The 22,605-nt window shown below is 71.8% G+C and carries 25 protein-coding genes; 8 read left to right on the plus strand and 17 right to left on the minus strand.

Going from position 1 to position 22,605, the window contains the following annotated elements; genetic code table 11:
- Positions 1 to 256: 256 nt before the first annotated feature.
- The 3 genes from KBX34_RS06345 to KBX34_RS06355 form a co-directional block, all read right to left on the minus strand.
- A complete protein-coding gene (locus KBX34_RS06345; protein WP_210794891.1) occupies positions 257 to 655 on the minus strand; it encodes a nuclear transport factor 2 family protein in 399 nt (132 codons plus the stop codon).
- Between the two features lie 95 nt (positions 656 to 750).
- Positions 751 to 1,224, minus strand: coding sequence for an STAS domain-containing protein (locus tag KBX34_RS06350; RefSeq protein ID WP_210794889.1), 474 nt, complete (start codon positions 1,222 to 1,224; stop codon positions 751 to 753).
- A gap of 166 nt (positions 1,225 to 1,390) precedes the next feature.
- Complete coding sequence (locus tag KBX34_RS06355; protein WP_210923724.1) at positions 1,391 to 2,137, minus strand: GAF and ANTAR domain-containing protein; 747 nt, start codon at positions 2,135 to 2,137, stop codon at positions 1,391 to 1,393.
- Positions 2,138 to 2,579: 442 nt separating this feature from the next.
- Here KBX34_RS06355 and KBX34_RS06360 point away from each other — a divergent pair, with 442 nt between their 5' ends.
- On the plus strand, positions 2,580 to 2,903 hold the full coding sequence (locus tag KBX34_RS06360; protein WP_088951974.1) for a plasmid stabilization protein: 324 nt from the start codon (positions 2,580 to 2,582) through the stop codon (positions 2,901 to 2,903).
- A 58-nt stretch (positions 2,904 to 2,961) separates the two neighbouring features.
- Here KBX34_RS06360 and KBX34_RS06365 read toward each other — a convergent pair whose 3' ends face one another.
- From KBX34_RS06365 to KBX34_RS06375, 3 genes are all read right to left on the minus strand, one after another.
- Complete coding sequence (locus KBX34_RS06365) at positions 2,962 to 3,369, minus strand: four-helix bundle copper-binding protein (protein ID WP_099848054.1); 408 nt, start codon at positions 3,367 to 3,369, stop codon at positions 2,962 to 2,964.
- 79 nt (positions 3,370 to 3,448) lie between these two features.
- Positions 3,449 to 4,162 (minus strand): GAF and ANTAR domain-containing protein, encoded by a 714-nt coding sequence (locus tag KBX34_RS06370; protein ID WP_210923726.1) that lies wholly within the window; start codon positions 4,160 to 4,162, stop codon positions 3,449 to 3,451.
- Positions 4,163 to 4,419: 257 nt separating this feature from the next.
- A complete protein-coding gene (locus tag KBX34_RS06375; RefSeq protein ID WP_210923728.1) occupies positions 4,420 to 5,421 on the minus strand; it encodes a hypothetical protein in 1,002 nt (333 codons plus the stop codon).
- Positions 5,422 to 5,618: 197 nt separating this feature from the next.
- On the opposite strand from KBX34_RS06375, the gene KBX34_RS06380 reads away from it, so the two are divergent.
- The 5 genes from KBX34_RS06380 (at position 5,619) to KBX34_RS06400 (ending at position 9,991) form a co-directional block, all read left to right on the plus strand.
- Positions 5,619 to 6,014: a VOC family protein gene (locus KBX34_RS06380; RefSeq protein ID WP_210923730.1), complete on the plus strand. Its 396-nt coding sequence runs from the start codon at positions 5,619 to 5,621 to the stop codon at positions 6,012 to 6,014.
- 119 nt (positions 6,015 to 6,133) lie between these two features.
- Positions 6,134 to 7,312, plus strand: coding sequence for a sensor histidine kinase (locus tag KBX34_RS06385; RefSeq protein WP_210923732.1), 1,179 nt, complete (start codon positions 6,134 to 6,136; stop codon positions 7,310 to 7,312).
- 22 nt (positions 7,313 to 7,334) lie between these two features.
- Complete coding sequence (locus tag KBX34_RS06390; protein ID WP_374223660.1) at positions 7,335 to 8,510, plus strand: hypothetical protein; 1,176 nt, start codon at positions 7,335 to 7,337, stop codon at positions 8,508 to 8,510.
- Complete coding sequence (locus KBX34_RS06395) at positions 8,483 to 9,196, plus strand: response regulator transcription factor (RefSeq protein WP_088949813.1); 714 nt, start codon at positions 8,483 to 8,485, stop codon at positions 9,194 to 9,196. The genes KBX34_RS06390 and KBX34_RS06395 overlap by 28 nt, the downstream gene beginning before the upstream one ends.
- Positions 9,197 to 9,268: 72 nt before the next feature.
- Complete coding sequence (locus KBX34_RS06400; RefSeq protein ID WP_210923735.1) at positions 9,269 to 9,991, plus strand: hypothetical protein; 723 nt, start codon at positions 9,269 to 9,271, stop codon at positions 9,989 to 9,991.
- On the opposite strand, the gene KBX34_RS06405 is transcribed toward KBX34_RS06400, so the two are convergent.
- The 5 genes from KBX34_RS06405 to KBX34_RS06425 all read right to left on the minus strand — a co-directional run bounded on the left by KBX34_RS06405 (position 9,873) and on the right by KBX34_RS06425 (position 14,823).
- Positions 9,873 to 10,853, minus strand: a complete 981-nt coding sequence (locus KBX34_RS06405; RefSeq protein ID WP_210923737.1) for a GlxA family transcriptional regulator — start codon at positions 10,851 to 10,853, stop codon at positions 9,873 to 9,875. The genes KBX34_RS06400 and KBX34_RS06405 overlap by 119 nt on opposite strands.
- A 4-nt stretch (positions 10,854 to 10,857) precedes the next feature.
- On the minus strand, positions 10,858 to 11,466 hold the full coding sequence (locus KBX34_RS06410) for an isochorismatase family protein (RefSeq protein WP_210923739.1): 609 nt from the start codon (positions 11,464 to 11,466) through the stop codon (positions 10,858 to 10,860).
- Positions 11,467 to 11,545: 79 nt separating this feature from the next.
- On the minus strand, positions 11,546 to 12,298 hold the full coding sequence (locus KBX34_RS06415) for a 1-acyl-sn-glycerol-3-phosphate acyltransferase (RefSeq protein ID WP_088949816.1): 753 nt from the start codon (positions 12,296 to 12,298) through the stop codon (positions 11,546 to 11,548).
- A gap of 93 nt (positions 12,299 to 12,391) precedes the next feature.
- Positions 12,392 to 14,452, minus strand: coding sequence for an amylo-alpha-1,6-glucosidase (locus tag KBX34_RS06420; RefSeq protein ID WP_210923741.1), 2,061 nt, complete (start codon positions 14,450 to 14,452; stop codon positions 12,392 to 12,394).
- The gene (locus KBX34_RS06425) at positions 14,452 to 14,823 is read right to left on the minus strand and encodes an SCP2 sterol-binding domain-containing protein (RefSeq protein ID WP_099848068.1); all 372 of its coding nucleotides are present in this window, start codon (positions 14,821 to 14,823) and stop codon (positions 14,452 to 14,454) included. Before KBX34_RS06425 ends, KBX34_RS06420 begins: the two co-directional genes overlap by 1 nt.
- 195 nt (positions 14,824 to 15,018) lie before the next feature.
- Between KBX34_RS06425 and KBX34_RS06430 the strand changes: the two genes are divergently transcribed.
- The gene (locus KBX34_RS06430) at positions 15,019 to 16,128 is read left to right on the plus strand and encodes a winged helix DNA-binding domain-containing protein (protein WP_210923743.1); all 1,110 of its coding nucleotides are present in this window, start codon (positions 15,019 to 15,021) and stop codon (positions 16,126 to 16,128) included.
- A 76-nt stretch (positions 16,129 to 16,204) separates the two neighbouring features.
- Here KBX34_RS06430 and KBX34_RS06435 read toward each other — a convergent pair whose 3' ends face one another.
- Together KBX34_RS06435 and KBX34_RS06440 are read right to left on the minus strand one after the other, a co-directional pair.
- Complete coding sequence (locus KBX34_RS06435; RefSeq protein ID WP_088949820.1) at positions 16,205 to 16,621, minus strand: CBS domain-containing protein; 417 nt, start codon at positions 16,619 to 16,621, stop codon at positions 16,205 to 16,207.
- 75 nt (positions 16,622 to 16,696) lie between these two features.
- Entirely contained in the window at positions 16,697 to 17,380 is a 684-nt protein-coding gene (locus tag KBX34_RS06440) for a TMEM175 family protein (RefSeq protein WP_210923745.1), read from the minus strand.
- Between the two features lie 129 nt (positions 17,381 to 17,509).
- Here KBX34_RS06440 and KBX34_RS06445 point away from each other — a divergent pair, with 129 nt between their 5' ends.
- Positions 17,510 to 18,091, plus strand: a complete 582-nt coding sequence (locus tag KBX34_RS06445) for a nucleotidyltransferase family protein (RefSeq protein ID WP_210923747.1) — start codon at positions 17,510 to 17,512, stop codon at positions 18,089 to 18,091.
- An 18-nt stretch (positions 18,092 to 18,109) separates the two neighbouring features.
- On the opposite strand, the gene KBX34_RS06450 is transcribed toward KBX34_RS06445, so the two are convergent.
- The 4 genes from KBX34_RS06450 to KBX34_RS06465 all read right to left on the minus strand — a co-directional run bounded on the left by KBX34_RS06450 (position 18,110) and on the right by KBX34_RS06465 (position 22,573).
- Positions 18,110 to 18,550 (minus strand): PPOX class F420-dependent oxidoreductase, encoded by a 441-nt coding sequence (locus tag KBX34_RS06450; protein WP_179780658.1) that lies wholly within the window; start codon positions 18,548 to 18,550, stop codon positions 18,110 to 18,112.
- Positions 18,551 to 18,681: 131 nt separating this feature from the next.
- Positions 18,682 to 19,707: an aspartate-semialdehyde dehydrogenase gene (locus tag KBX34_RS06455; RefSeq protein ID WP_088949823.1), complete on the minus strand. Its 1,026-nt coding sequence runs from the start codon at positions 19,705 to 19,707 to the stop codon at positions 18,682 to 18,684.
- A 230-nt stretch (positions 19,708 to 19,937) separates the two neighbouring features.
- Complete coding sequence (locus tag KBX34_RS06460) at positions 19,938 to 21,287, minus strand: pitrilysin family protein (RefSeq protein WP_088949824.1); 1,350 nt, start codon at positions 21,285 to 21,287, stop codon at positions 19,938 to 19,940.
- Positions 21,284 to 22,573 carry a pitrilysin family protein gene (locus KBX34_RS06465; protein WP_088949825.1) on the minus strand — a complete coding sequence of 430 codons (1,290 nt, stop codon included), beginning with the start codon at positions 22,571 to 22,573 and terminating at the stop codon, positions 21,284 to 21,286. The genes KBX34_RS06460 and KBX34_RS06465 overlap by 4 nt, the downstream gene beginning before the upstream one ends.
- Between the last annotated feature and the right edge of the window lie 32 nt (positions 22,574 to 22,605).

Genomic DNA, 22,605 nt, shown 5'->3' on the forward strand with positions numbered 1-22,605 from the left:
CGCTGCGCGGCCGGCAGAAACACCCGGCGGGTGTCTACGGGCCGGCTGACCTACCGCGTCAATAGGGCGTGACGTTCGAGGAGACGCGTTCGCTCGCACGCCCGCGCTGATCCGGCTCGCCCGGCTGCTGACCGATGACGAGCACCTAGCCGAGGACCTGGTTCAGGAGGACGGCCTGGTGGTCCTCGGCGGGTACCAGCCGACCGGCGACCTGGACCGCCCGGACACCTGGTGACAGTCGCCGGGGCGTGAGACGTCACCCGAACAGGTTGGCGGGCGGCAGGAGTCGCCCCTCCTTGGCGTGGGAGTAGTCGCGGGCCTCGGTCACCAGGCCCGCGTCGTCGAAGCGCAACAGGGTGCAGCCGGAGATGGTGAACGGCCGGTCGTTCGGGTAGCTGACCGCCCAGTATTCGACGCTCGCCGTGTCGCCGTCGACCTGCGGGTCGCCAAACCAGACCTCAGCCGGGCGGGTCTCCTCGTCGAAGCACTCCCGCAGGTACGCGCGGAGCCCCACACGCCCCCGGTACGGGCGGAACATCGACGCCCAGTGATCGCCGTCCTCGGCTTGCAGCCCGGCGATGCCGTCGACGTCCTTGGCGGGCCATCCGTGGGCCCACACGGTCGCCCACCGCTTGGCCGCGTCCCGTACCTCCATGCTCGGCCCCCTCACGACAATGCTTGTGCTCCTTCTACCAGCGACCTCCGACATGGCGAGCGTGCAACTCGTCCGGGCGCACGGATCGGCGGTTCTCAGCCGCGTTTGCCGTCGAGGAGCAGAGGCTCCACGCCGGTGATCCGCAATACGCGCAGGGTGACTCCGCTGGCGCCTCGGACCGAGAAGCGAGACCCGACCTGTTCCGCCCGGTCGCGCGCCCGCAGGAGGACGTGCACACCCGCGGCGCTGAAGAAGCCGACGCCGCTCAGGTCGCAACAGACCTCGGGGTGGCTGTCGACCGCGTTGAACAGTGCCGTCGCCAGGCGCGGCGCGGTGTCCATGTCGACGTAACCCACCGGGGCGACGACCATCCGGTCGGCGGAAATGGTCGCGGACAGGTCGGTGGGCTCGGTGAAGCGAGCCACGTGGAACGACAGCTCGGGGGACTCCACCTCAGGGGCAGGGGCCGCCTGGCGGATGGCGAGCGTCGCTGGTGTGACCAGCCCCTGGCTGACTGCCGGCGGGGACCGATCGAAGTGGGTCTGGAGGAGCCAGGAACGCTCAGTCATAGGGGCTCGCGCCTCCTGTCGAGATTCGTAACAGGAAGGGCGCGTGTCTTGACCCGAACCCAACGGTAATAGGAACGGCCGCCGACCGCCAGTCAACTCGTACGCTGTTGCCGAGTTCAGCCGGCAGCACGGTGGCGGGCCGCCCCAGCGTTCCGTAGCCGAGCGCTCACGGCAGGTGGCCTGCGTCACCGCGATCCCGTTTGAGGCTCGACGGTCGGGCGGCCCTTTCGACCAGCGCGGCGGCGACGTCCCGCAGTTTGCGGTTGGAGTCCTGGGAGACCTTCGCGAGGATGGCGAACGCCTCATCCGGGGTGCAGCGGCGTTCGCCCATGATGATGCCCTTCGCCTGCTCGATGACCGCTCGACTCTGCATGGCCGACTGCATCTGCGCGGCCAGGGTGGCGGTGGTGTCGTACAGGTGGGCGTTGGCGAGGGCGACGGCGGCGTACCCGGCGAACGTCTGCGCGAGGGTGACCGCGTCGTCGTCGAAGGCGCCCGGTTTGACCCCGTAGATGTTCAGTGCCCCGAGCACGGTCTCCTGGATCGGGAACCCGATCGACAGTGAGCTGAGCGCTCCGCCCTGCACGGCTTGGGCCGCCCACTCCGGCCAACGAACCTCTTCGGACATGTCCGGGACGGACACGACGGCGGCTTCCTTTGCCGCCTCCAGACACGGGCCCTGCTCATACTCGTACTGCAGTTCGTCGAGTCGTAACGCCATCTCGCCGCTGAACGCGGCGGTGTGCGCCCCCTCCTGCTTCAGCAACGTCACCGACACCTCTTCCGCGCCGGGAATCGTTCGGCGTGCCAGCTCGGAGACCTGGCTCAACACTCCGGACAGATCGGTCTCGCCGAATTTGATCTGGCCGAGTTCAGAGATCGCCGCATTGGGATCAATGGGCTGCTGTGCCATGACGTCAAGGTCCTCGTGCCCGGGGCGCGTACCAGTTGCAGGAAGGCGACGGCAGCGCGCGTGGTGATGGCGCACCGCGAACACGGGGCGCCGCACAGGCTCGCCAACCGAGCCCGGCGCCCGCTGCTGGACGCTGACTGGCCGACGCACAGGCGTCGGCTGCGGCAACAACTATACGACGCCGCTCGGAGCGGTTCCGAACGTGCAGCCGGATCGGGTCCAGCGCGCGGGCCGGGACGGCCGGCGCTGTTCCGTCGCGCCGACAACGTGCCGGGCGATCGTCGGGCACGCGCGTTAGCGGCACTCGTTTGACCTCTGTGGCGACTGGGCATGGTGGCCCAAAAGCGTGAGCGCGACGCCCCGGCCTGGGATGTCTCGATCGCACCTCGGACTGTGCGAGCCGGGTCTCGACCTCACCCGACAGCGGCTGCGGGAGGCACCGATGCCAGCAGGATCAAGCCCCAAGAGGGAGCGGCAGTACGAGCACATCAAGGAGAGCGCGCAGGAGCGGGGCGCCTCCGCCGGCCGGGCCAAGGAGATCGCGGCCCGCACGGTGAACAAGGAACGGGCCCGCTCGGGTGAGGCGCGCACGTCGAGCCGGTCGTCGCGCAACGACGTGTCGTCCGGGCACCGCGGCGGTAAGCGCTCCCACAGCGGCGCGAAGGGTCGCACCAAGGAGCAGCTCTACAACGAGGCGAAGCAGCGCGGCATCAAGGGGCGCTCGTCGATGTCGAAGGCGGAGCTGGAGCGCGCCCTGTCGAAGTAGCGAGCCTTCCGCGTGAGCGGTGCCGACGCCCCTCGGCGCCCGGCACCGCGCGCCGCGGTCAGCTCATCGTGGCCAGCAGGTCCCGACAGGCCCGCTCGCAGGCCCGGCAGGCGTCCGCACAGATCCGGCAGTGCTCGTGCATGTCGGCGTGCCGGGCACACTCGTCACCGCACGACTTGCACGCCGTGGCGCACGCCTCCAGGAGGCTCCGGCTGAGGTTCGCGTCGTAGCCGGTGTGCCGGGACAGCACCCGGGCCGTGGTGGTGCAGATGTCCGCGCAGTCCAGGTCCGTCCGGATGCACTTGGTCAGGTCGGCGACCATGTCCTCGCTGAGGCAGGCGTCAGCGCACGCCGTACATGCCTGGGCGCAGTCGTTGAGGGCGTCGATCGCCGCCGCAAGCTTCGCCCGGTCCAGGTTGATCGACTTCGGGTACGTCTCGAGCATGGGCATCGTGGTGCTCGGCATTGAGGGATCCTCTCGTCGGCTTCCCTCGGCCCTACCCGAAGTCTCGCCCCGCACACGTACGGGCGCGGCCGGATGGCCGTCAGGCCCGGCGTGGCCCGGCGGTCCGGTCGACCAGAGCCTGGGCCACGTCACGGACCTTGCGGTTGGAGTCCTGCGAGACCTTCGACAGGATCGCGAACGCCTCGGCGGGGCCGCAGCGCCGCTCGGCCATGACGATGCCCTTGGCCTGCTCGATGACCGCCCGGTTGGCCATCGCCTCGCGCATCTGCCGGGCGAGGTTGGCGGTGCTGTCGTAGAGCTGGGCGTTGGACAGGGCGACCGCGGCGTACGCGGCGAACGTCTCCAGCACCGTCACGGCTTCGTCGTCGAAGGCCTCGGGCGTGTGTGCGTAGACGTTCAGCGCTCCGACGACAGCTTCCTGGATCGGCAGGCCGATCGACAGGGAACTGCCCAGGCCCCGCCCCCGGCCGCGGGCGGCCCACACCGGCCACCGGTCCTCGCTGGCCAGATCGGGGACGGAGACGACATCGCCGCTGGCGGCGGCCTCCAGGCACGGGCCACGCCCGTGGGCGTACTGCCCCTCGTCCATGTCACGGGCAACCTCACTGGTGAAGGCCGCCGTATGTCCGACCCCACCACGCATCAACGTGACCGACACCTCCACCGGCATGGGCAGGACGCGTTTCGCGAGCTCGGCTACCCGCTGAAGGACCTCGTCGAGATTGACCTCGGAGAGCTTGATACCCCCGAGTTCGACGAACGCGGTGGCGGGGTCCGTCGGCAGGCGGGGCATGAGTGCACCAGGTCCTCGGGGCCGGCGCGCCCGCTGCCGGCAGAGCCGTCGAGCGCGCGGATGGCAGCACGCCTTGGCGGGCTGCTGCACAGATCCACGGCGGGTGGACCTGGGACCCACGCCGATCTCGTGACGCCGGCTCGCCCCGCCCCATCCAGGGACGTGGGCTACAGAATTTTCACCCTACTCCCCTGTGGTGCGACGTGCCGCGCCGAAGTTTGCGTGGACGAGCGCAGCCCGTGAAACGCTGAGCGGGCTCAGACGGGCCCCAGCAATGCCGCCAGCGCTTCGTCGCCCTGACCGAGCTGCGCTCCACCCGTCGGTGGCGCGACCAGGAAGCGTCGGCAGCCGTCGAGTTCCACGTACCGGTCGGGTCCGGCGGCGCCGTCCAGCGGGCGCAGCACCGCGAAACGCGACGCCGGGGTCTGACACTCGGCCACCGCCCGGCGGTTGGCCAGCCCACGGAGCACGCCCGCCTGGCGCTCGGCCGGCAGCGGCCCGCCGTACACGAAATCGCCCGCCGGCTTGCCGCCACCCTGTTGCGACGCGGGCACCTGGTAGACGCAGAGGCGCAGCGGCCCGGCGGCCGGAGACGTGGCCGGCGCGGGCGGCCCGGGCCGTCCGTTGCTGGTCTCCACCCACACCATGTCCGCCCACCGTTGCGCGCATCCGGCGGCCTCGGCCGCCGGGGATTCCACCTGCCCGACGGTACGGGTGTCCACAGTGGTCCAGGACAGCCCGGCGAGGGCGTCGCTCACCTCGGCGCGCGGCCTGCCGCAGACGTTCGTCGGCAGGTACGGCCGCAGCCAGCGCCCCCGGTCGTCGAGCAGAGCCAACCAGGGTGGGATGACCATGTCGAGGGTGCAGGCGATCTCCCCGTCGGCCTGCTCGTTGGGCAGGCGCAGTGCGGCGAGCAGCGGTGCGATCTGCTCGGCGCGTCGCTCCGCGGCGGTCTGCTCCTGGCCTCCGTTGACGCCCGGTCGGATCTCCCGCCCGCAGAGCACGGCGGCGACCGGGGTGAACGCGGGGTCGATGCGCCCGATCTTCGGCTCGGGCACGGTCGGTGTCGGTGTCGGCGTGTTCGGTACCGACAACACCGCACCGGCCTGTGGTGCCGCTGCGCGGCAGGAGGCCCACGAGTCGACGATCTGAGCCGGGCCGGGCTCCTCGGCCACGCCCGGCCCGGTGGTCGTGCCACCGCAGCCACCCAGCGCCATGCCGAGCAGTGCGAACGCCAGTACGGTCCGGGACGAGCGCATCCGGCTCACCACCTCTCCACCCGAGGATGGGACGGCCCACGGCCGCATCCGGTTCCCGCCAGGGCACCTGACGAACGCGAGTGGTTCACGCGCGAGCCGCGACACGCGCCGCTGCGACGGCGCGCTGCGGCGTGATCCGGGCGACCGGCGGGGACGCCGCCAACCGGGTGCGACGTGCCCGGCGGCATGATGACCGGATGGCACATCTGGGACTCGTCGCGCTGGTGGTCAGGGAGTACGACGAGGCGATCGACTTCTACGTCGGCGACCTCGGTTTCGAGTTGGTGGAGGACACCGCCCGACCCGACGGTTCGCGATGGGTGGTGGTCCGCCCGGCGGGCGCCCGGGAGACGGCGTTGCTGCTGGCCAGGGCGAGCACCGACGAGCAGCACGCCCGGGTTGGCGACCAGACCGGCGGCCGGGTCGGGTTGTTCCTGTACACCGAGGACTTCGCCCGGGACCACGCCCGGATGGTGGCCGCCGGGGTGCGCTTCCTGGAGGAACCACGCCACGAGGCGTACGGCTCTGTCGCGGTCTTCGCCGATCTCTACGGCAACCGCTGGGACCTGCTCCAACCCCGCAGCGCAGAGTGACACATTAGCGACACTCTGCGCACAACGGGGTCAACGTTCGACACCAGCCATGCTATTGTCCGATGTCGATCTCTACCGCACGGACCCGGACCGGGTCGTTGTCGGAAGGACACTTCCCGATGCCGGCCGTTGCCACCCCGCCCGTGCCGCCGCCCACGCTGGACAATCCGGCCGGCGGCGCATTCGGCCTCATCTTCACCACACTGCCGGCGCTGCTGCGGCTGACCTGCGGGTTGGTCGGCGCGTCGGTGGCCCTGTCGGTGCAGACCCCGCCGGTCGAGCCAGCCGTGTTGCTGCCCGGCGTCGCCGCGCTGACCGGCTGGTCGCTCTGGTACGCGCACGGCGCGTTGCGCCACGGGATCACACCGAGCCTGGTCGGCGGTGACGTCGCGGTCACCGCGGTGGCCTGCCTGCTCATCCCCGTCATGGTGGCACCCGGGGTCCTGCCCGGTGAGGGCAGTTGGATCGCGGTGCTGGCCAGCACCACGGTGATCAACACCCAGGCCACCGCCCCGGCGCGCTGGTCCATCCCGGCCGGCCTGCTCGTCGTCGCCACCTATGTGACAGGCACGCAGGCCGCCGGCAATCCCACCGAGGCTCGGGCGCACGCGGCCACCCTGTTGGTGCAGACCGCCTGCACGGCGATGATGACGGCGGTGATGCGTCGACGACTCGGCCGTGCGGACCGCGCCTTCGTCGAGCATCAACGGTTGACCCGGGAGGCGTTGGTCGCGCGAACCGCCCGCGAGGCGGAACGGCAGCAGAATCGCGACCTGCACGACACGGTGCTCGGCACCTTGACCATGGTCGGGCTGGGCGCGGTGTCCGGGCCCTCGACCGCCTTCCGCGACCGGTGTGCCGCCGACCTGCGTACTCTCGTCGCGCACACCGACGTCGGCCCGGTGGCCGGTGACGGCCCGGTGCCGCTGGACGGGCGGTTGCGGTTGGTGGCGGCCCGCCTGCCCGAGCTTCCGGCGCACCTTGACCTGGAGTCGTGTGCGGTCCCGTCCGGGGTTGCCGACGCCATCGGCGAGAGCACCTACGCCGCGATGTCCAACGTGGTCCGTCACGCGCCGGGCGCGCGGGCCACGCTGCGGCTGAAACGGGATGCGATCGGCGTCGTGGTCGAGGTCGTCGACGACGGCCCCGGCTTCGACCCGGCCACCGTCCCACCCCACCGGTACGGGTTACGCGAGTCGATCGGCGGCCGGATGGCGGCGGTCGGCGGTCGGGCCGACGTGCACTCGGCACCCGGCACCGGCACCCGGATCCGACTGGAGTGGCCTGGTGTCGGCTGACCTCGGCGCGCCAGCGCACACCATCGGCGCACCGCAGGCACCGGACCGGACCAGCGTGCCGGCCCCCCGGGAGCCGGTCTCCGCCGACGGGCTCGCCGCGCCGGCGGCCGTCGCGCAGGCCTCCGACCGGGGTGCCCGGATCGCCGCCGTCGCCATCGCGCTGGCCTGGCACGTCGCGATCGGGCTGCCGGCGGTGTGGGCCGCCCGCGCGGAGTTCGCCGCGCCGGTGGTGGTGCTCGGCGCGTGGGCGCTGGTCGCGGTGACCGGCGCGGTGGCCGGGATACGGCTGCTGCGCGGCTCACCGCTGCCGCCGTGGCCGTTGGCCGCGCTGCTGCTCGCCGTCGACGCGGCCGTCTTCGCAGCGGTCGGCGAGCGGCAGTTGTTCGCCGCCGCCAACTGGGTGTGGGGCACGCTCGGCTGGTTCTTCGTGCTGGCCCTGTGGGGTCGGCGGGTCGTGGGGCTGATCGCGCTGCTGACCACGCACGCGTTGATCGCGCTGGTCGCCGTGCTCGGGCACGGTCCCGACCCGGTCGACGTGGCCCGCTACGTGATGTACGTCTACGGCACGTTCTCGCTGCCGGTGGCGGTGTTCGTGGGCAGCGCGACGATCGTCTCGCTGGCGCGGGAACGCGCCGCCGTCTCGGCCGCCGGCCATACTATGGCGGCGGAGCGCGACGCCGCGGAGCGTGGCCTCCGCGACCGTCGGGACCGGCTCGCCCTGGTCAGCTCGGCGGCCGGGCGGGTGCTCGGGGAGTTGGCCGCCGGTCAGGCCGACCCCAACGACCCGGAGGTGCAGCGCCGCAGCGTGCTGGCCGCCGCCCGGCTGCGCCGCCTGATCGCCGAGTCGGACGACGTGCCCGACCCACTGCTGCACGAGTTGCGGGCCGCCGCCGACCTGGCGGAACGCAACGGCCTACCGATCGACCTGGTCACCATCGGGACCCCGCCACCGCTGCCGGTGGAGATCCGACGCCGGCTGGCCGATCCGCTCACCGGCACCCTCGCCGACGCCGAGGGCTGGGCCCGGCTGACAGTGGTCTCCGGCCCGGACGAGGTGGTGGTCAGCCTGGTCACGCCGGACCGGGAGGGGCCGGAGGCGACCGGCCCGCCACCCGGGGAGTACGACGACGGGCAGGTGCAGCACCTCTACGAACGGGACGGGAACATCAGATGGGCGCAGACCCGGTGGCAGCGATGACCGGCGAACGGCCGATCGGTGTGGCGATCGTCGACGACCATCCCGTCGTGGTCGAGGGGGTCCGCGCCTGGCTCGCCACCGAGCCGCGGCTGACCGTGCTGGCCACCGGCGACGACCCGGACGAGGTGCTGCGGGTGGCGCCGGATGCCGACGTCGTCCTGCTCGACCTGAGGCTGCACGGGCGGATGGCGTTGGACAAGTTGGCCGAGCTGAGCACCGCCGGGCGTCGGGTGGTGGTCTATTCGGAGCACACCGACCCGCAGACCATGCTCGCCGCGCTGGACGCCGGGGCGGTGGCGTTCCTGGCCAAGCACGAGGGGCGGGAGCACTGCGTGGCGACCGTGCTGGCCGCCGCGAGCGACCGCCCGTACGTGCCGCCGGCGCTGGCCGGAGCCATGGTCGGCGACCCGCGACCGGATCGGCCGATGCTGTCCGACAAGGAACGTGAGGCGCTGCTGCTCTGGTTCCAGTCGATGTCCAAGGCGTCGGTGGCGCGCCGGATGCGGATCAGCGAGCACACGGTGAAGCAGTACGTCGACCGTGCTCGGATCAAGTACACCCGGGCGGGGCGGCCGGCCGCCACAAAGGCGGCACTACTCGCCCGCGCGATCGAGGACGGCCTCGTCCGCCCGGAGGAGATCGGCATCTACCGGTCACACGCGGCGCACGACCGGCCGACCCCCTAACAGGCGTCATGACAGCGGCCGGCCGATCCGAGAGGCTTCACCACACAGCCAGCTGATCGGGAGGTCGTGACGATGCACGCCGACGCGTCCCCCTTTTTCATCGGTCCGCACCGGTTCGACGCCCCGGACGACGAAGTGGGGCCGACCCTGGATCGCCGTTACAACCTGCGTCCGGTGCATGGTGAACGGGTCCTCGCCCGCCACCGTCTGCTGGTCGCGGGCTACCTGCTCGGGCCGAGCGAGACACGGCGCCGTTGGCAGCTACCCGAGCCCGTCGCGGTGACCGTCACCGACCAGCGGATCTGCTGGGTGGGCAGCGGCTCGCAACTGTCGCTGGTCGCCGACGACCTGCCCCGGGCGCGGCCATCCGCGCGGATGAACGGCCTGATGAGTGGGCAGATCCGGTGGCAGTGGCCGTCCCGGTTGGAGTTGCCGGTCGCCGAGGAGGACGAGCCGTCGCAGCTGTTGATCGTCTGCGATGCGTTGCGCACCATTCAACAGCCGGCGTTGGCCCTCGGCGGCCCAGCGGGAGAGGTCGTGGCGTTGGCCCGGCAGGTCCGCCGGGCGGTCGCCACGTTCCGGCTCACCCGACCTGAACTGGTCGACCTGTCGGCTCAGGAGCGCGACGTGCTGCTGTTGCGGGCCGGCCCCGCCCTGCTCGCCGGGGCCACCCGGGTCACGCTGCCCGGCTCGTTGCCGGTGGAGTTCCACTCCCGGGACGACTACTACCGCTCGGGGCCGGAGCCGAGCTCGTGGCGCGGGCTCGCAGGCGGCGCAGCATCCGGGCATCGCTGAAGCCGACGGTCCGCGCGGCGGCTTCCACTGTCGTGCCGTGGCCGATCAGGTGCTCGGCACGTTCCACCCGCAGCACCTGCTGGTAGCCGAGCGGGGTGAGCCCGGTGGCCGCGCGGAACAGCCGGGTCAGCGTCCGTTCCGCAAGGCCGCCGGCAGCCGCCAGCTCGGCCAGTGGCAGCGTCTCGGCGTACCGGCTGTCGATCAGATCCTGCACCCGGTGCACCGAGTCGGACAGGTGGGAGCGGTGCCGCATCATCGCGCTGGCCTGCTGCTCGTGCCCGTTGCGGCGGGCGTAGACGACCAGCGTGCGGGCGATCTTCGCGGCGGTCGACGGGCCATGCCGGGTGGCCACCAGGTGCAACGCCACGTCGATGCCACTGGCGATGCCGGCCGAGGTGACCACCCGGTCGTCGACCACGTACAGCACGTCGCGGATGACCTGGGCCGCCGGGTGCCGGCGGGCCAGGTCGTCCTGCACCTCGTGGTGGGTGGTGCAACGTCGACCGTCGAGCAGCCCGGCCCGCCCGAGGGCGTACGCCCCGGCGCAGATGCTGGCCACCGTGCCACCGGCGCAATGGTGCTCGGCCAGCCGCCGCAGGTCGCCGGGCGACACCGGCCCTTGCGGCCCGTGCGCCGCCGGCCGCCAACCGGGCACGATGACCAGGTCGTCCGGGGCCAGCTCGGGCCACCGGGTGTCGGCGACCAGGGGTACGCCCTGCACGGTGGTCACCTGCTCCCGCTCGGCGACGTAGTGCAGCCGGTAGTCGAGACCGAGGTCGGCGGCGCTGGAGAAGACCTGGGCCGGCCCGGCGAGGTCCAGCAGGTGCAGCTGCGGGACCAGCAGGAAGACGACCCGGGTCATCGCGTCAGCTCCGGGTGCCGGCGAGGGCCGCGCCGGTCACCTCGTCCACGGTGCGGATGGTCGCGAAGCGACCAGCCAGCGCGTACTCGGTGCGGGTGACGATCTCCTCGTTCGTGAGGGTGCGCGGGTCGGCCAGGATCTCCGCCACCGTGGCGGTCTCCGGCAGGTCCCGGTGTGGGATGGGGAAGGTCAGCGTGGCGTCGGTGACGAACGTCATCCGGTAGCCGAGGTCGGAGCCGACCCGGGCGGTGGTCTCCACGCACTGCTCGGTGCGGATGCCGCAGACGGTGATGTCCTGGATGCCCGCCTGGGTGAGCACCTGCTGGAGGTTCGTGGTGGTGAATGCGTTGTGCGCGGTCTTGACCAGCGTCGGCTCACCCTCGGCCGGGACCAGCCCGTCGATCAGCCGCACGTGCCCGAGGGCGGGGTCGAACAACCCACCGGTGCCCGGCTCGGAATGCAGGACCCAGACCACCAGGTCGCCGCGCTCGCGGGCCGCGGCGACCAGTCGTTCGACCTGGCGCACCAGGTCGGGGTTGGAGCCGTACGCCCAGATCGGGCGCTGACGGAAGGACTCCTGGACGTCGATCACGACGAGTGCTGCTCTGCTCATGCTCCGATCCTGACCGGATGAGGACCGCGCCGGCAGACACCATCACGCCCGGGTGCGGAACGATCCGGCCACGTCGGCGTCAGGCGCTGGGGGTGCGCTGCTCGGCGGCGGCGTCCAGAACGGCGGCCTCCTCCGGCGTGGGCGCGCTGCCGCCCAGGTGCGCGGGCAGCCACCAGGTGTCGTCCGGGCCGGCCGGGGTGTCCGGGTAGTCCCTCTGGGCCCGGTCGACGAGCGCGTTGAGCCGGGTGGTCAGCTCCTCGGCCAGCACGTTCGGGTCCGGGAAGTCCGCCGGGTTGATCGGCTCGCCGACCAGGATGGTGATCGGTGTGTGCCGGCGGGTGAGCGTGCGCGGGCGGCCCTTGGTCCAGAGCCGTTGGGTGCCCCACACCGCGACCGGCAGCACCGGCACCTTCGCGGAGCGGGCCATCCGGACCGTGCCGCTCTTGAGCTCCTTCACGGTGAACGACCGGCTGATCGTCCCCTCGGGGAAGACGCCGACGACCTCGCCACGCTTGAGCGCGTCCACAGCGGCCCGGAACGAGGCAGCGCCGGCCTGCCGGTCCACCGGAATGTGCTTCATCCCGCGCATCAACGGGCCGCCGATCCGGTCCGCGAAGACCGACTGCTTGGCCATGAACCGGACCAGCCGCCCCGAGGGGTTCGCGCCCAGGCCGGCGAAGATGAAGTCGAGGTAGCTCACGTGGTTGCTGGCCAGCACCGCCCCGCCGGTGCGGGGTACGTGGTGGGCGCCCTCGATGGTGATCTTCAGGTCGAGAAGGCGGAACGCCGTCTTGGCGGCGGCGATAATGGGCGGGTACACGAGCTCCGGCATCCGCAGAATCTACCCTGCCAGCCTGTGGTTCGGCTGGGTGGCGACCGGCGGCGACGCGGGTTGCGCGCCGCCGCCGGTTCGTCGGTCGATCGCTCAGTCGGCGAGCTTGTCCAGGTCCAGCCGGCCCCGGGCGAACGCGTCCACCCGACCCCAGCGACCCGGGATGTCCAGCACCTCGATCCGCCCCATGCCCACCGGCAGCCGTGGCTCGACGGTCAGGTGGCCCTCGTGTGGCTCCAGACCGAGCATGGTCCGCAGCAGCAGCAGCGGGGTGCCGGTCGACCAGGCCTGCGGGCTGCACGCCGTCGGATACTCCACCGGGAACTTTGTCAGCTCCCGGGGATAGCCGCCGAACGCCTCCGGCAACCGGCCGTCGAAGTACGTGGCCGCGTCCAGGATGCCGTTGGCGATGGTGGCGGCCTCCTCGGCAAACCCGTACCGGCGCAGACCCCAGGCGATGAAGGAGTTGTCGAACGGCCAGATCGTGCCGTTGTGGTAGCCGATCGGGTTGTACCGGGCCTCCCCCTCGGCGAGGGTGCGCACTCCCCAGCCGGAGAAGAGCCGCGGCCCCACCAGGTGGGCGGCCAGCTTCTCCGCCCGCTCGGGTTCGACGATCCCGCTCCACAGCAGGTGGCCGATGTTCGAGCTGAGGATGTCGCACTGGCGACCGTCCGGGTCCAGGGCCAGGGCGTAGAACTCGCCTTCGTCCACCCACCAGTCCCGGTTGAACCGCTCCTTCAGGGCTGCCGCCTCCCGCTCCAACTGGTCGGCGAACTCCGGGTCATCCCAGAACTCGCGGGCCATCCGGGCCCCGCGGACCTTCGCGTCGTACGCGTACCCCTGCACCTCGCAGGTGGCCCGCGGGAACGGCGGCAGGGTGCCGTCGCGGTAGGAGATCGAGTCCCAGGAGTCCTTCCAGCACTGGTTCTCCAGGCCGGTGTCGGTGTTGCGCCGCTCGTACCAGATGTAGCCGCTGCCAACCAGGTCGGCGTAGTTGTCGATCCACTTCAGCGCCGCCCGGGACTCCCGCTCCAACTCCTTGACCAGCGCGACGTCCCCGGTCCACCGCTCGTACTCGTCGAGCAGCACGACGAACAGCGGCGTCGCGTCCACCGAGCCGTAGTACGGCGAGTGAGGTTGCTCCTCGAAGGCCGCGGTCTCGCCGTAACGCATCTCGTGCAGGATGCGCCCCGGGTCCTCGTCCCGGAAGTCGTCGAACCGGCTGCCCTGCAGGGAGGCCAGGATGCGCAGGGTCGTCTTCGACAACTGCGGGGTGAACGGCAGCGTCTGGAGGCAGGTGAGGATGCTGTCCCGGCCGAACATGGTCATGAACCAGGGCAGGCCGGCCGCCGGCAGTGTGGCGCCGCCCAGCGACAGCGGCGAGAAGCGCAGCGCCGCCAGGTCGATCAGGCTGCGCCGGTACGTGGCGGCCACCCGGCCGTGCTCACTGTTGACCTTCGGAGCGTCGGCGATCCACTGCTCCAGGTCGTGCTGGAGGGCGAGCCGCTCGTTGCCGTGCACGCGCAGCCCGAAACGCAGGTCCCGGCCGCCCGGGCCGACGGCGTGCGTCTTGACGTCGATCGAGGCTTCCCACTGCTCGTTGGGCTCCAGGTGCACCGTGTACGCGAAGCCCTTGCTGTCGTATCGGGGAGACATCGACGAGGAGATGACCGTCTCGCGTTGGAAGTTGCCCCTTCGGTATCCCAACCGCAGCCGGTCCGACTCGACCTCGGTGAAGATCTCGCCCTTCTTGTTCACGATCTCGTCCTTGACCTGGAACAGGTCGGCGAAGTCCGATGCCGCGTCCATCCGGACTTCCAGGTCGACCGGCTTCTCGTCGTGGTTGAGGATGGTGAGCTGCTCGCAGAAGCTGCCACCCACCGCGCGCTCGCGGATGATCGACAACTTCGCGTCCACGTAGTGCGTGGCCATCCCCGGGACGAGGAAGAATCGCGACTCGAAGTACTGGAGGTCGTCGAAGGAGAGCGAGTTCAGCCGCTCACCGTTGACGGTCAGCACCCAGGTCGACAGGAACCGGGTGTCGATGGAGAACAGCCCGGTCGGCTCGCTCGGTGTCGCCTCGATGTCACCGGTGTCCTCGCACACGACGAACGTGTTGCCGTCCAGGATCCGGATCGTGTTGCTCTGCCCCATCAGTCCGCCTCCCCCACGAAACGCCGACGAGGTCCACGGGCGTCCGGGGAACCCGGGAAGATCCGCTCCACCTGTACGACGAGACGAGCGTCCCCGGACACCGTCATGTCCCCGCGCAACAGCGCGGCCAGGCCGTGTTCGCGGCCCGAGGCGATGTCGTCGAAGAGCACCGGGCTCGTCCCGATGACCGTGTCGGCCTCCTGGTCCTCCTGACTCACGTCCAGCCGGCCGTGGTCGATCCTCAGCAGCCAGTGCCGGGTCTGCGCCCCCTCGTGCAGGTCGATACGCACTGTCCCGGAGGTCTTGGCCAGCAGGGGTTCGTACCCCCGCCGGTCCAGGTCCTCGAAGAACCTCGTGGTCGCGTCCACCATCGGGTCCACTCCTCCCAGTTGCCGGGCCCGGGGTCCCATTCACCGCGCTCGCGTCGCGCGGCCGGCCGGCGTTGCACGTCCCCGCACGGGTCCCCGCCGCTTCCCCGGTCAACCTCGCCCGGATCGGGTGAGCCGCCGGGCGGTGTCGGACCAGCGCGGTAGCGTCCCGGACGGGACGTGCGGGACGGGAGGCACATGAGCGGGCAGACGCCACCACAGGTCGACCGGCGGCAGGTGCTCGCCTACCGGGCGGCGGCCCAGCAGCTCGACCGCTCCGGCGGCCCTCGTCCGGGCGACCTGGCCGTTCTGGCTCTCGGCGTGCAGGACACGCCCTACGGCACCGCCCGGCAGGCACTGGCGGCGCGCGGCGCGACCGGGCCGGACGACCGCCTGGAGCTGGTCTGGTCGATGCGCGGCGCCCCGCACCTGCACCGCCGGGCCGAGTTGCCGGCGCTGGCCGCGGCGATCTGGCCGCTCAGCGACGCCGACGCCACCCGCCGCATCCCGGGCCAGATCGGCGCGGGTGCACGGCTCGGGCTGGCTGCCTTCCGGGCCACCGCCGAGGCGTTCCAGTCGGTGGTCACCACCGAGTTGGAGCGCGGCGTGGTGAGCCGTGCCGTCTCCGACCGGGTGCCCAGCGAGCTGACCTACGACTGCCGGGTGTGCCAGGCCCGGCACATCTCCGGTGCGGTCTTTCAACAGGCCGGGCTCGCCGGTGGGGTGCGTCTCGTGGTGTCCGGCCGCGCCGCCCGCCTCGCCCCACTGCCCGAGCGCACCGACCCGCCCACCGCCGCCGCGCACACCGCCGAGCTGGTCACGACATACCTGCGGCTGCTCGGCCCGGCCACCCCGGCCGACGCCGCCGGCTTCCTCGGCTCCTCGGCGACGGAGCTGCGTCGGGTCTGGCCGACGGGCCTGGTCGAGGTGCGGGTCGACGGGCGACCCGCCTGGCTACCGGCAGACGCGGTCGAAGCGCTGACCAACGCGCCGCCGCCCCGGCTGGTGCGGCTGCTGCCGCCGGGCGACCCGTTCCTCGCCGGTCGCGATCGTGACCTGCTGGTGCCCGAACGCGAGCACCAGAAGCAACTGTGGCGAGCCATCGGCAATCCGGGTGCGCTGCTGGTGGACGGGGAGGTGACCGGCACCTGGCGGGCACGGCAGGCCGGAAAGAAGCGACTGGAGCTGACCGTCACCCCGTGGTCCCCGCTGTCCGCCCGGGTCCGACGCGACGTCGACGCCGAGGCCGCGACGGTGGCCGCCGCTCGTGGGGTCACCGACGTGCGGCTCCAGTTCGACCAGTCCTGATCCCTCGATCTGGTCCCCGACACCGCAGCGCCGGCCCTCCCCCGAGGGAGAGAGCCGGCGCGCCCGCGGCGGACGGTCAGTTGTTTGGATCGTCGGCGCTGATGTCCGCGAGCACCGACTGCGGTTCACGCTCGACCGCGAGGTCACCCATCGAGATCAGGCCGACAAGACGCCCGTCGTCGATCACCGGGAGCCGGCGTACGGCGTACGTACGCATCAGGTCAGCGGCGGCCACCACGTCGTCGTACTGGCTCACCGTGATCACGTCGCGGGTGGTGATCTGGTTGAGCTGCGTCGAGCCCGGGTCCATGTTCTCCGCGACACCTCGGACCGTGATGTCCCGGTCCGTGACGATGCCGACCACGCTGTCGCCGTCGGTCACCACCACATCGCCAATCGCGCTGTCACGCATCTCCTGCGCGGCGGCGATGAGCGTGTCGTTGCCGTCCATCGTCACCAACCGGGTCGTCATGAACTCTCCGACCGTTGTCATGGTGCTCCCCTCTCGGTGTCGGCACGGCCCGTCTACCCGCCGCCCGGGACGGGGTAACGCCGACGGCTCGCCGGGCTATCCGTGGGGGTGCCGCAAACGCCGCAGTTCGTAGAATCCACTGCTGGTCACTGTGTAGAACATCGGCAACAGAAGGAAGATCACCAGCGCGAACAGCGGGCTGGCCAGGTATCCGACGAGAATCGCCAGCGCGTATCCCAGCAGGCCGACTGCGGCCCGTGCCCGTTCGGTCGGGAAGAACCGCCGCGAGACGGCCTGATCCAGCAGGTCGTAGTGTCGGGCGAGGTAGTGGTACAGACCCAGCCAGCTCGCCGAGACCAGCACGCCGACCAGTCCGTAGAGGGCCACGCCGGCCCGCTGGTCCGCCTCGTCGCCCTCCCGCATCGCCTGTGAGACGACCGAGGTGGCGAACGGCAGCAGCGCGGTGCTGAACAGCACGCCGAGGTTGTACCACTGCAGGGCCTTTCCGCTGCTTCCCACCCGGTTGAAGGCGGCTCGGTGGTTCAGCCACCCCACCGCCACGTACACGTACGACGTGACATAGGCGAGGTACGCCGGCCACTGCTCGACCAGCGCGTACAGCAACTGACCGCGGCCGACCCGAGGTGGCTGAAGGTCCAGCACCAGCAGGGTGATGATGATGGCGAAGACACCGTCGCTGAACGACAGCAGACGGGAGGTTTCCCGTCTCAGGGTCGGGCCACCGGGGCGGGTCCCGTCGCTGGCCTGGTCGGCTCCCATCCCGTACCCCCTTTTCGCAGCTGGCCCGCGACGGCGGAGCAGGCACGGGAGGGCGGTATACCCCGCGACGGACGACGCACCCCGCACGTCGGGTTCCCACCGCCTGGTGCCGCTGCCTACCGTGGGCCGATGACGACGGGCGAGCAGGAGTTGCGGGAGTTGGTCGCCGGCTGCGCCTGGCTCACCCGGGCACTGACAGTGGTGCGTGACTCCGGGCTGCCGGACGCCTGGATCGGCGCGGGCGCCCTGCGCGACCTGGTCTGGGGCGAGCGGTACGGCGACGGGTTCGACCCGGCGACGGTCCGGGACGTGGACGTGGTCTTCTTCGACCCGACGAGACTGACCCGCGACGACGACCACCGCGCCACCGCCCGCCTGACGTCGGCGTGGCCCGACCCGCCGTGGCAGGCACGCAACCAGGCGGCGGTGCACACCTGGTACGCGGCGAGGTTCGGCGGCGACCCGATCGAGCCGTACCGCAGCGTGGCCGAGGCGGTGGCCACCTGGCCGGAGTACGCGACGGCGGTGGTCGTCCGGCTGGACCCGGCCGACCGCCTGGAGGTCTGCGCCCCGTACGGTCTGGCGGATCTGCTGGGCGGGGTCTGGCGGCACAACCCGGCCCGGGTGGACGTGGCCCGGTCCCGGCAGCGGTTGGCCCGGCACCGACCCGCGCAGCGCTGGCCCGGGGTGACCGTGATCGAACCGGGCTGACCGGCAGTGACGGGCGCGTCAGCCCCGGGGCGGCATCCCGTAGATGCGCTCCACGTGCAGGCGCAGCACCAGCCTCGCCTCGTCGACCATGGCCTGGCGGTATTCGTCCCAGTCGGGGTGGTCGCCGCGCAGCCCCCGGTAGAGCGCCACCAACTCCTCGACGGTCTCGTCGCCGGGCTCGGCGGCCGGCGCGGTCAGCTCGGCGCGGCACTCGACCACCGCGTACGCCCAGCCGTCCTCGCTGCCGACGTGGAAGCTGGCCCGGGGGTCCCGGCGCAGGTTGGCGGTCTTGGCCCGGCCGCCGGTGACCGAGACCCGGATCAGGCCGGCGTCACGGTCGAAGGAGTAGACCACTGTGGACAGCTGTGGCCGCCCGTCCCGCTTGATCGTGGCGAGGACGCCCATCGAGCGCCCGGCGACCAGATCGGTCAACGCCTGCTGGACGCGGTCATCCGGCACGGTTTCCTCCAGGTGGGAAGATCGATCGGCTTCGCCCCATCCAAGCACGACCGGCGGATCGTCGCAGGAGGCTGCCAGGAACGGGACCGGGCCCCCGCCGACGTGCGGCGAGGGCCCGGTGACGACGACGGTCAGCGGCGTTCGGCGGCGACCAGCTCGGCGATCTGCACCGCGTTCAGCGCGGCGCCCTTACGCAGGTTGTCGTTGGAGCAGAACAGGGCCAGCCCGTAATCAGCGGTCTCGTCGGCGCGGATCCGACCCACGTACGTCGGGTCCTGCCCGGCGGCCTGCAACGGCGTCGGCACGTCGGTCAGCGCCACACCGGGCGCGTCGGCCAGCAGCTCGTGTGCGCGCTGCGGGGTGAGCGGCCGGGCGAACCGGGCGTTGATCTGCAACGAGTGACCGGTGAAGACCGGCACCCGGACGCAGGTGCCGGACACCTTCAGGTCGGGGATTTCGAGGATCTTGCGGCTCTCGTTGCGGAGCTTCTGCTCCTCGTCGGTCTCGAACGAGCCGTCGTCGACGATCGAGCCGGCCAGTGGGAGCACGTTGAAGGCGATCGGCTGGGTGAACGAGCGCGGCGCGGGAAACTCCACGGCCGAGCCGTCGAATGCCAGCCCCGCGGCGTGCTCGGCGACCTTGCGGACCTGCTCGTCCAGCTCGGCGACGCCGGCCAGCCCGGCACCGGAGACCGCCTGGTACGTGGAGACGACCAGGCCGATCAGACCAGCCTCGGCGTGCAGCGGGCGCAGCACCGGCATCGCGGCCATCGTGGTGCAGTTGGGGTTGGCGATGATGCCCTTCGGGCGGTCGAGGGCCGCGTGCGGGTTGACCTCGGCGACCACCAGCGGCACCTGCGGGTCCATCCGGAACGCCGAGGAGTTGTCGATCACCACGGCGCCGGCCTCGGCGACCCGGGGTGCCAGCTCCCGTGCCGTGCCCTTACCGGCCGAAAAGAGCACGATGTCCAGGCCGGAGTAGTCCGCGGTCGCGGCGTCCTCGACTGTCACCTCACCGTCGCGCCACGGCAGTGTCCGCCCGGCCGACCGCGCCGAGGCGAACAACCGCACCTGCTCCGCCGGGAACTTCCGTTCCGCCAGCACCTGCCGCATCACGCCACCGACCTGGCCGGTGGACCCCACAATGCCGATCCTCATGCCCGCGAGGCTACCCAGCCCACCACCGCAACCGGGAGCCCTTTCCCACGCCCCAGGCCCGCATCACACCCACCCCACCCCAAAACCCCATCCCCGACCGCCCCACCACCCCTCGGTGCCCTCCCCCGTGATCAAGAGGTTTGCGTCAGAAATCGCGCCTGGGTTGACGCAAATCTCTTGATCAACGGCGGGTGAGGGCAGGGGGTGGGTGGGGGCCGGAGGGCGTGGGGTCAGGGGTTGGTGATGGTGATGAGGTCGCCCAGGGCTGCTGCATTCAGGTCGTCGCGGATCACCGCGGCGTCGCCTTCGATGACCAGGGTCAGCGCGTCCGGGTGCAGGTGGGTGGCCGCCGCTGCGGAGACCTGGTCCACGTCGGCGGCGAGCAGCGACTCCCGCAGACGGGCGTGGTAGTCGTCCGGCAGGTCGTGCACCACCAGCGTGGTCAACGCGGAGGCGATCGCCCGGGGGCTCTGCAACTCGACGGAGAGCTGCCCCGCCCGCCAGGACCGCGCCACCTCCAGCTCGTCCTCGGTGACCCCGCTGGCCTGGGTACGGGTGATCTCGCCGACCGCCTCGACCAGGGCCGGCGCGGTGACCGCCGTCTGAACGCCGGAGCTGACCGCGAACCGCCCGAACCGCCGGGACGACGCGAAGTCGCCCCGGATGCCGTACGTGTAACCGTGCACCTCGCGCAGCAGGTGGTTGAGCCGGGAGGTGAACGCCCCGCCGAGCACCGTGCCGGCGAGCGTCATCGGCACGTGGTCGGGGTGTGCCCGGTGCGGCGACGGGTGACCCAGTCGCAGCGTCGACTGCACCGAGCCGGGACGGTCCACCAGGATGATCCGCCGGCCGGTGTGCAGCGGCACGTCGAGCGGGCCACCCCGCTCGGCCGGACCGCCGCCGGTGCCGGCGAACGCCGCGGCGGCGAGCGCGTCCAGGTCGATCCGGTCCAGGTCACCGGCGACGATCAGGGTGCCGGGGCGCAGGAACCACTCGGAGTGGAAGACCGTGACGTCCTCCACGTCCAACCCGGCGACCGAGTCCGGGTCGCCGTGCATCGGCCGTCCCCAGCGGTTCTCCGCGCCGAACAGGTCCGCGCGCAGCGCGGCGTCGGCGCGCGGGCCCGGGTTGGCCCAGTCCATCCGGAGTGCGGTCGCCTCGTCGTCGCGGACCCGGCGCACATCGGCGGGGTCCAGCTTGGGCGTCCGCACCGCCTCGGCGAGCAGCTCCACGGCCGCGCTGAGCCGGTCCACCGGGATCACCACGCTGGCCTGGAACGAGTCCCAGTCCAGCCCGGTCATCAACGCGGTGCCGAGCCCCTCGACGGCGAGGGCGTACGCGGCGGCGTCCCGTTGCGCGGTCCCCTCCTCCAACGCCTTGGCCAGCACACCGGACAGGCCCTCCTTGCCGACCGGCTCCTGGCCCGCGCCCACGTCGAGCAGCAGCAGCGCCACGGCGAGGTTCTGCCCGGGCAGGTGCGCGGCGACGACCTGGCCGCCGGCCACCGTTCGGCGGACCACCGGCGGAAACCGGTACGGGCGGGCGGCGCCCGGGCCGGGACGGTCGGCGATCAGCGTCATGAGGTCTCCTCGGGCAGGTAGGTCAGGACCACCCGGTCGGTGGCGAGCACCTCGGCGGCGGCCTCGGCGATCTGCTCGGCGGTCACCGCGAGCAGGCCCGGCAACTGGTCGGCGATGCGGGCCGGGTCGCCGAACTGCGTGGCGTACCGGCCGAGCAGGTCCGCGCGACCGTCCACGGTGGACAGCTGACGCCACCACCCGGTGCTGAGCAGCGCCTTGGCCCGGTCCAGCTCCGCGGCGGTGACCGGCACGGTGGCCAGCTCGTCGACGACCTCGGCCAGCCCTTCGGCGAGCCGCTCGGCGCTCACTCCGGGGCGGGCGGTGGCGGTGGCGATCAGCGGCGCCGGGGCGTGCGCGAGGTCGACCCCGTACGCCCCGACCAGGTCCGGCTGGGCGATCCGCTCACCGTCGGCGAGCCGCTGGTAGAGCCGGCTGCCCCGACCGCTGCCGAGGATGGTGGCGAGCACGGTGATCACGTTGTAGCCGGGGGTGCCGAACGGGTAGCTGCGGTGGGCGATGTACACCCGGGGCGCCGGCACGTCGGCGCTCACCGACTCGACGGCCGTCTGCCCGGTGGCCGGGACGCTGCGGCCGTCCGGGGCCGACGGGATGTCGTCGCGCGCGGGAAGGGCACCGAAATACTTGTCGGCCAGTGCGAACACATCCGAGGCGGTTGCGTCGCCGACCACGGTGAGAACCGCGTTGTTGGGCGCGTAGTAGGTCTGGTGGAACGCCTGGAAGGTGGCGAGGTCGGCGGCGTTCAGGTCGGCCATCGAGCCGATCGTCGCGTGATGGTACGGGTGCCCCGGCGGGTAGAGCAGAGGCAGCAACCGCAGCCAGGCGTCCCCGTACGGGACGTTCTCGTAGCGCTGCCGGCGCTCGTTCTTGACCACGTCGCGCTGGTTGTCCAGCGTCTCCTGGGTGAGCGCCGGGACCAGGCCGCCCATCCGGTCGGCCTCCAGCCAGAGAGCAAGCTCCAGGTGCTCGGCCGGCACCGTCTCGAAGTAGTTGGTCCGGTCCGGATTGGTGGTGGCGTTGAGCGAGCCGCCGGAGCCCTGGATCAGCTTCATGTGCTCGGTCTTCGCCACGTTCACCGAACCCTCGAACATCAGGTGCTCGAAGAGATGGGCGAAGCCGGTCTGCCCGGCCGGCTCGTGCCGGGAGCCGACGTCGTACCAGAGGTTGACGGCCACGGCCGGCGCCGTGCGGTCCTCACTCACCACCACGCGCAGGCCGTTGTCCAGTCGGGACGTCTCGATGGGCCAGGGGTAACCGCTGTCGGGCATGCCCCGACGCTATCCGATCTCACGGGCGGAAA

The sequence above is a fragment of the Micromonospora sp. M61 genome (assembly GCF_018070245.1).
GTDB classification, from domain to species: Bacteria; Actinomycetota; Actinomycetes; order Mycobacteriales; family Micromonosporaceae; genus Micromonospora; species Micromonospora zamorensis.

What these genes read in the sequence shown, in the direction of transcription:
- KBX34_RS06345 (WP_210794891.1), bottom strand. Translation starts at nt 655, where the DNA reads ATGGAGGTACGGGACGCGGCCAAGCGGTGGGCGACCGTGTGGGCCCAC.
- KBX34_RS06350 (WP_210794889.1), bottom strand. Translation starts at nt 1,224, where the DNA reads ATGACTGAGCGTTCCTGGCTCCTCCAGACCCACTTCGATCGGTCCCCG.
- KBX34_RS06355 (WP_210923724.1), bottom strand. Translation starts at nt 2,137, where the DNA reads ATGGCACAGCAGCCCATTGATCCCAATGCGGCGATCTCTGAACTCGGC.
- KBX34_RS06360 (WP_088951974.1), top strand. Translation starts at nt 2,580, where the DNA reads ATGCCAGCAGGATCAAGCCCCAAGAGGGAGCGGCAGTACGAGCACATC.
- KBX34_RS06365 (WP_099848054.1), bottom strand. Translation starts at nt 3,369, where the DNA reads ATGCCGAGCACCACGATGCCCATGCTCGAGACGTACCCGAAGTCGATC.
- KBX34_RS06370 (WP_210923726.1), bottom strand. Translation starts at nt 4,162, where the DNA reads ATGCCCCGCCTGCCGACGGACCCCGCCACCGCGTTCGTCGAACTCGGG.
- KBX34_RS06375 (WP_210923728.1), bottom strand. Translation starts at nt 5,421, where the DNA reads ATGCGCTCGTCCCGGACCGTACTGGCGTTCGCACTGCTCGGCATGGCG.
- KBX34_RS06380 (WP_210923730.1), top strand. Translation starts at nt 5,619, where the DNA reads ATGGCACATCTGGGACTCGTCGCGCTGGTGGTCAGGGAGTACGACGAG.
- KBX34_RS06385 (WP_210923732.1), top strand. Translation starts at nt 6,134, where the DNA reads ATGCCGGCCGTTGCCACCCCGCCCGTGCCGCCGCCCACGCTGGACAAT.
- KBX34_RS06395 (WP_088949813.1), top strand. Translation starts at nt 8,483, where the DNA reads ATGGGCGCAGACCCGGTGGCAGCGATGACCGGCGAACGGCCGATCGGT.
- KBX34_RS06400 (WP_210923735.1), top strand. Translation starts at nt 9,269, where the DNA reads ATGCACGCCGACGCGTCCCCCTTTTTCATCGGTCCGCACCGGTTCGAC.
- KBX34_RS06405 (WP_210923737.1), bottom strand. Translation starts at nt 10,853, where the DNA reads ATGACCCGGGTCGTCTTCCTGCTGGTCCCGCAGCTGCACCTGCTGGAC.
- KBX34_RS06410 (WP_210923739.1), bottom strand. Translation starts at nt 11,466, where the DNA reads ATGAGCAGAGCAGCACTCGTCGTGATCGACGTCCAGGAGTCCTTCCGT.
- KBX34_RS06415 (WP_088949816.1), bottom strand. Translation starts at nt 12,298, where the DNA reads ATGCCGGAGCTCGTGTACCCGCCCATTATCGCCGCCGCCAAGACGGCG.
- KBX34_RS06420 (WP_210923741.1), bottom strand. Translation starts at nt 14,452, where the DNA reads ATGGGGCAGAGCAACACGATCCGGATCCTGGACGGCAACACGTTCGTC.
- KBX34_RS06425 (WP_099848068.1), bottom strand. Translation starts at nt 14,823, where the DNA reads ATGGTGGACGCGACCACGAGGTTCTTCGAGGACCTGGACCGGCGGGGG.
- KBX34_RS06430 (WP_210923743.1), top strand. Translation starts at nt 15,019, where the DNA reads ATGAGCGGGCAGACGCCACCACAGGTCGACCGGCGGCAGGTGCTCGCC.
- KBX34_RS06435 (WP_088949820.1), bottom strand. Translation starts at nt 16,621, where the DNA reads ATGACAACGGTCGGAGAGTTCATGACGACCCGGTTGGTGACGATGGAC.
- KBX34_RS06440 (WP_210923745.1), bottom strand. Translation starts at nt 17,380, where the DNA reads ATGGGAGCCGACCAGGCCAGCGACGGGACCCGCCCCGGTGGCCCGACC.
- KBX34_RS06445 (WP_210923747.1), top strand. Translation starts at nt 17,510, where the DNA reads ATGACGACGGGCGAGCAGGAGTTGCGGGAGTTGGTCGCCGGCTGCGCC.
- KBX34_RS06455 (WP_088949823.1), bottom strand. Translation starts at nt 19,707, where the DNA reads ATGAGGATCGGCATTGTGGGGTCCACCGGCCAGGTCGGTGGCGTGATG.
- KBX34_RS06460 (WP_088949824.1), bottom strand. Translation starts at nt 21,287, where the DNA reads ATGACGCTGATCGCCGACCGTCCCGGCCCGGGCGCCGCCCGCCCGTAC.
- KBX34_RS06465 (WP_088949825.1), bottom strand. Translation starts at nt 22,573, where the DNA reads ATGCCCGACAGCGGTTACCCCTGGCCCATCGAGACGTCCCGACTGGAC.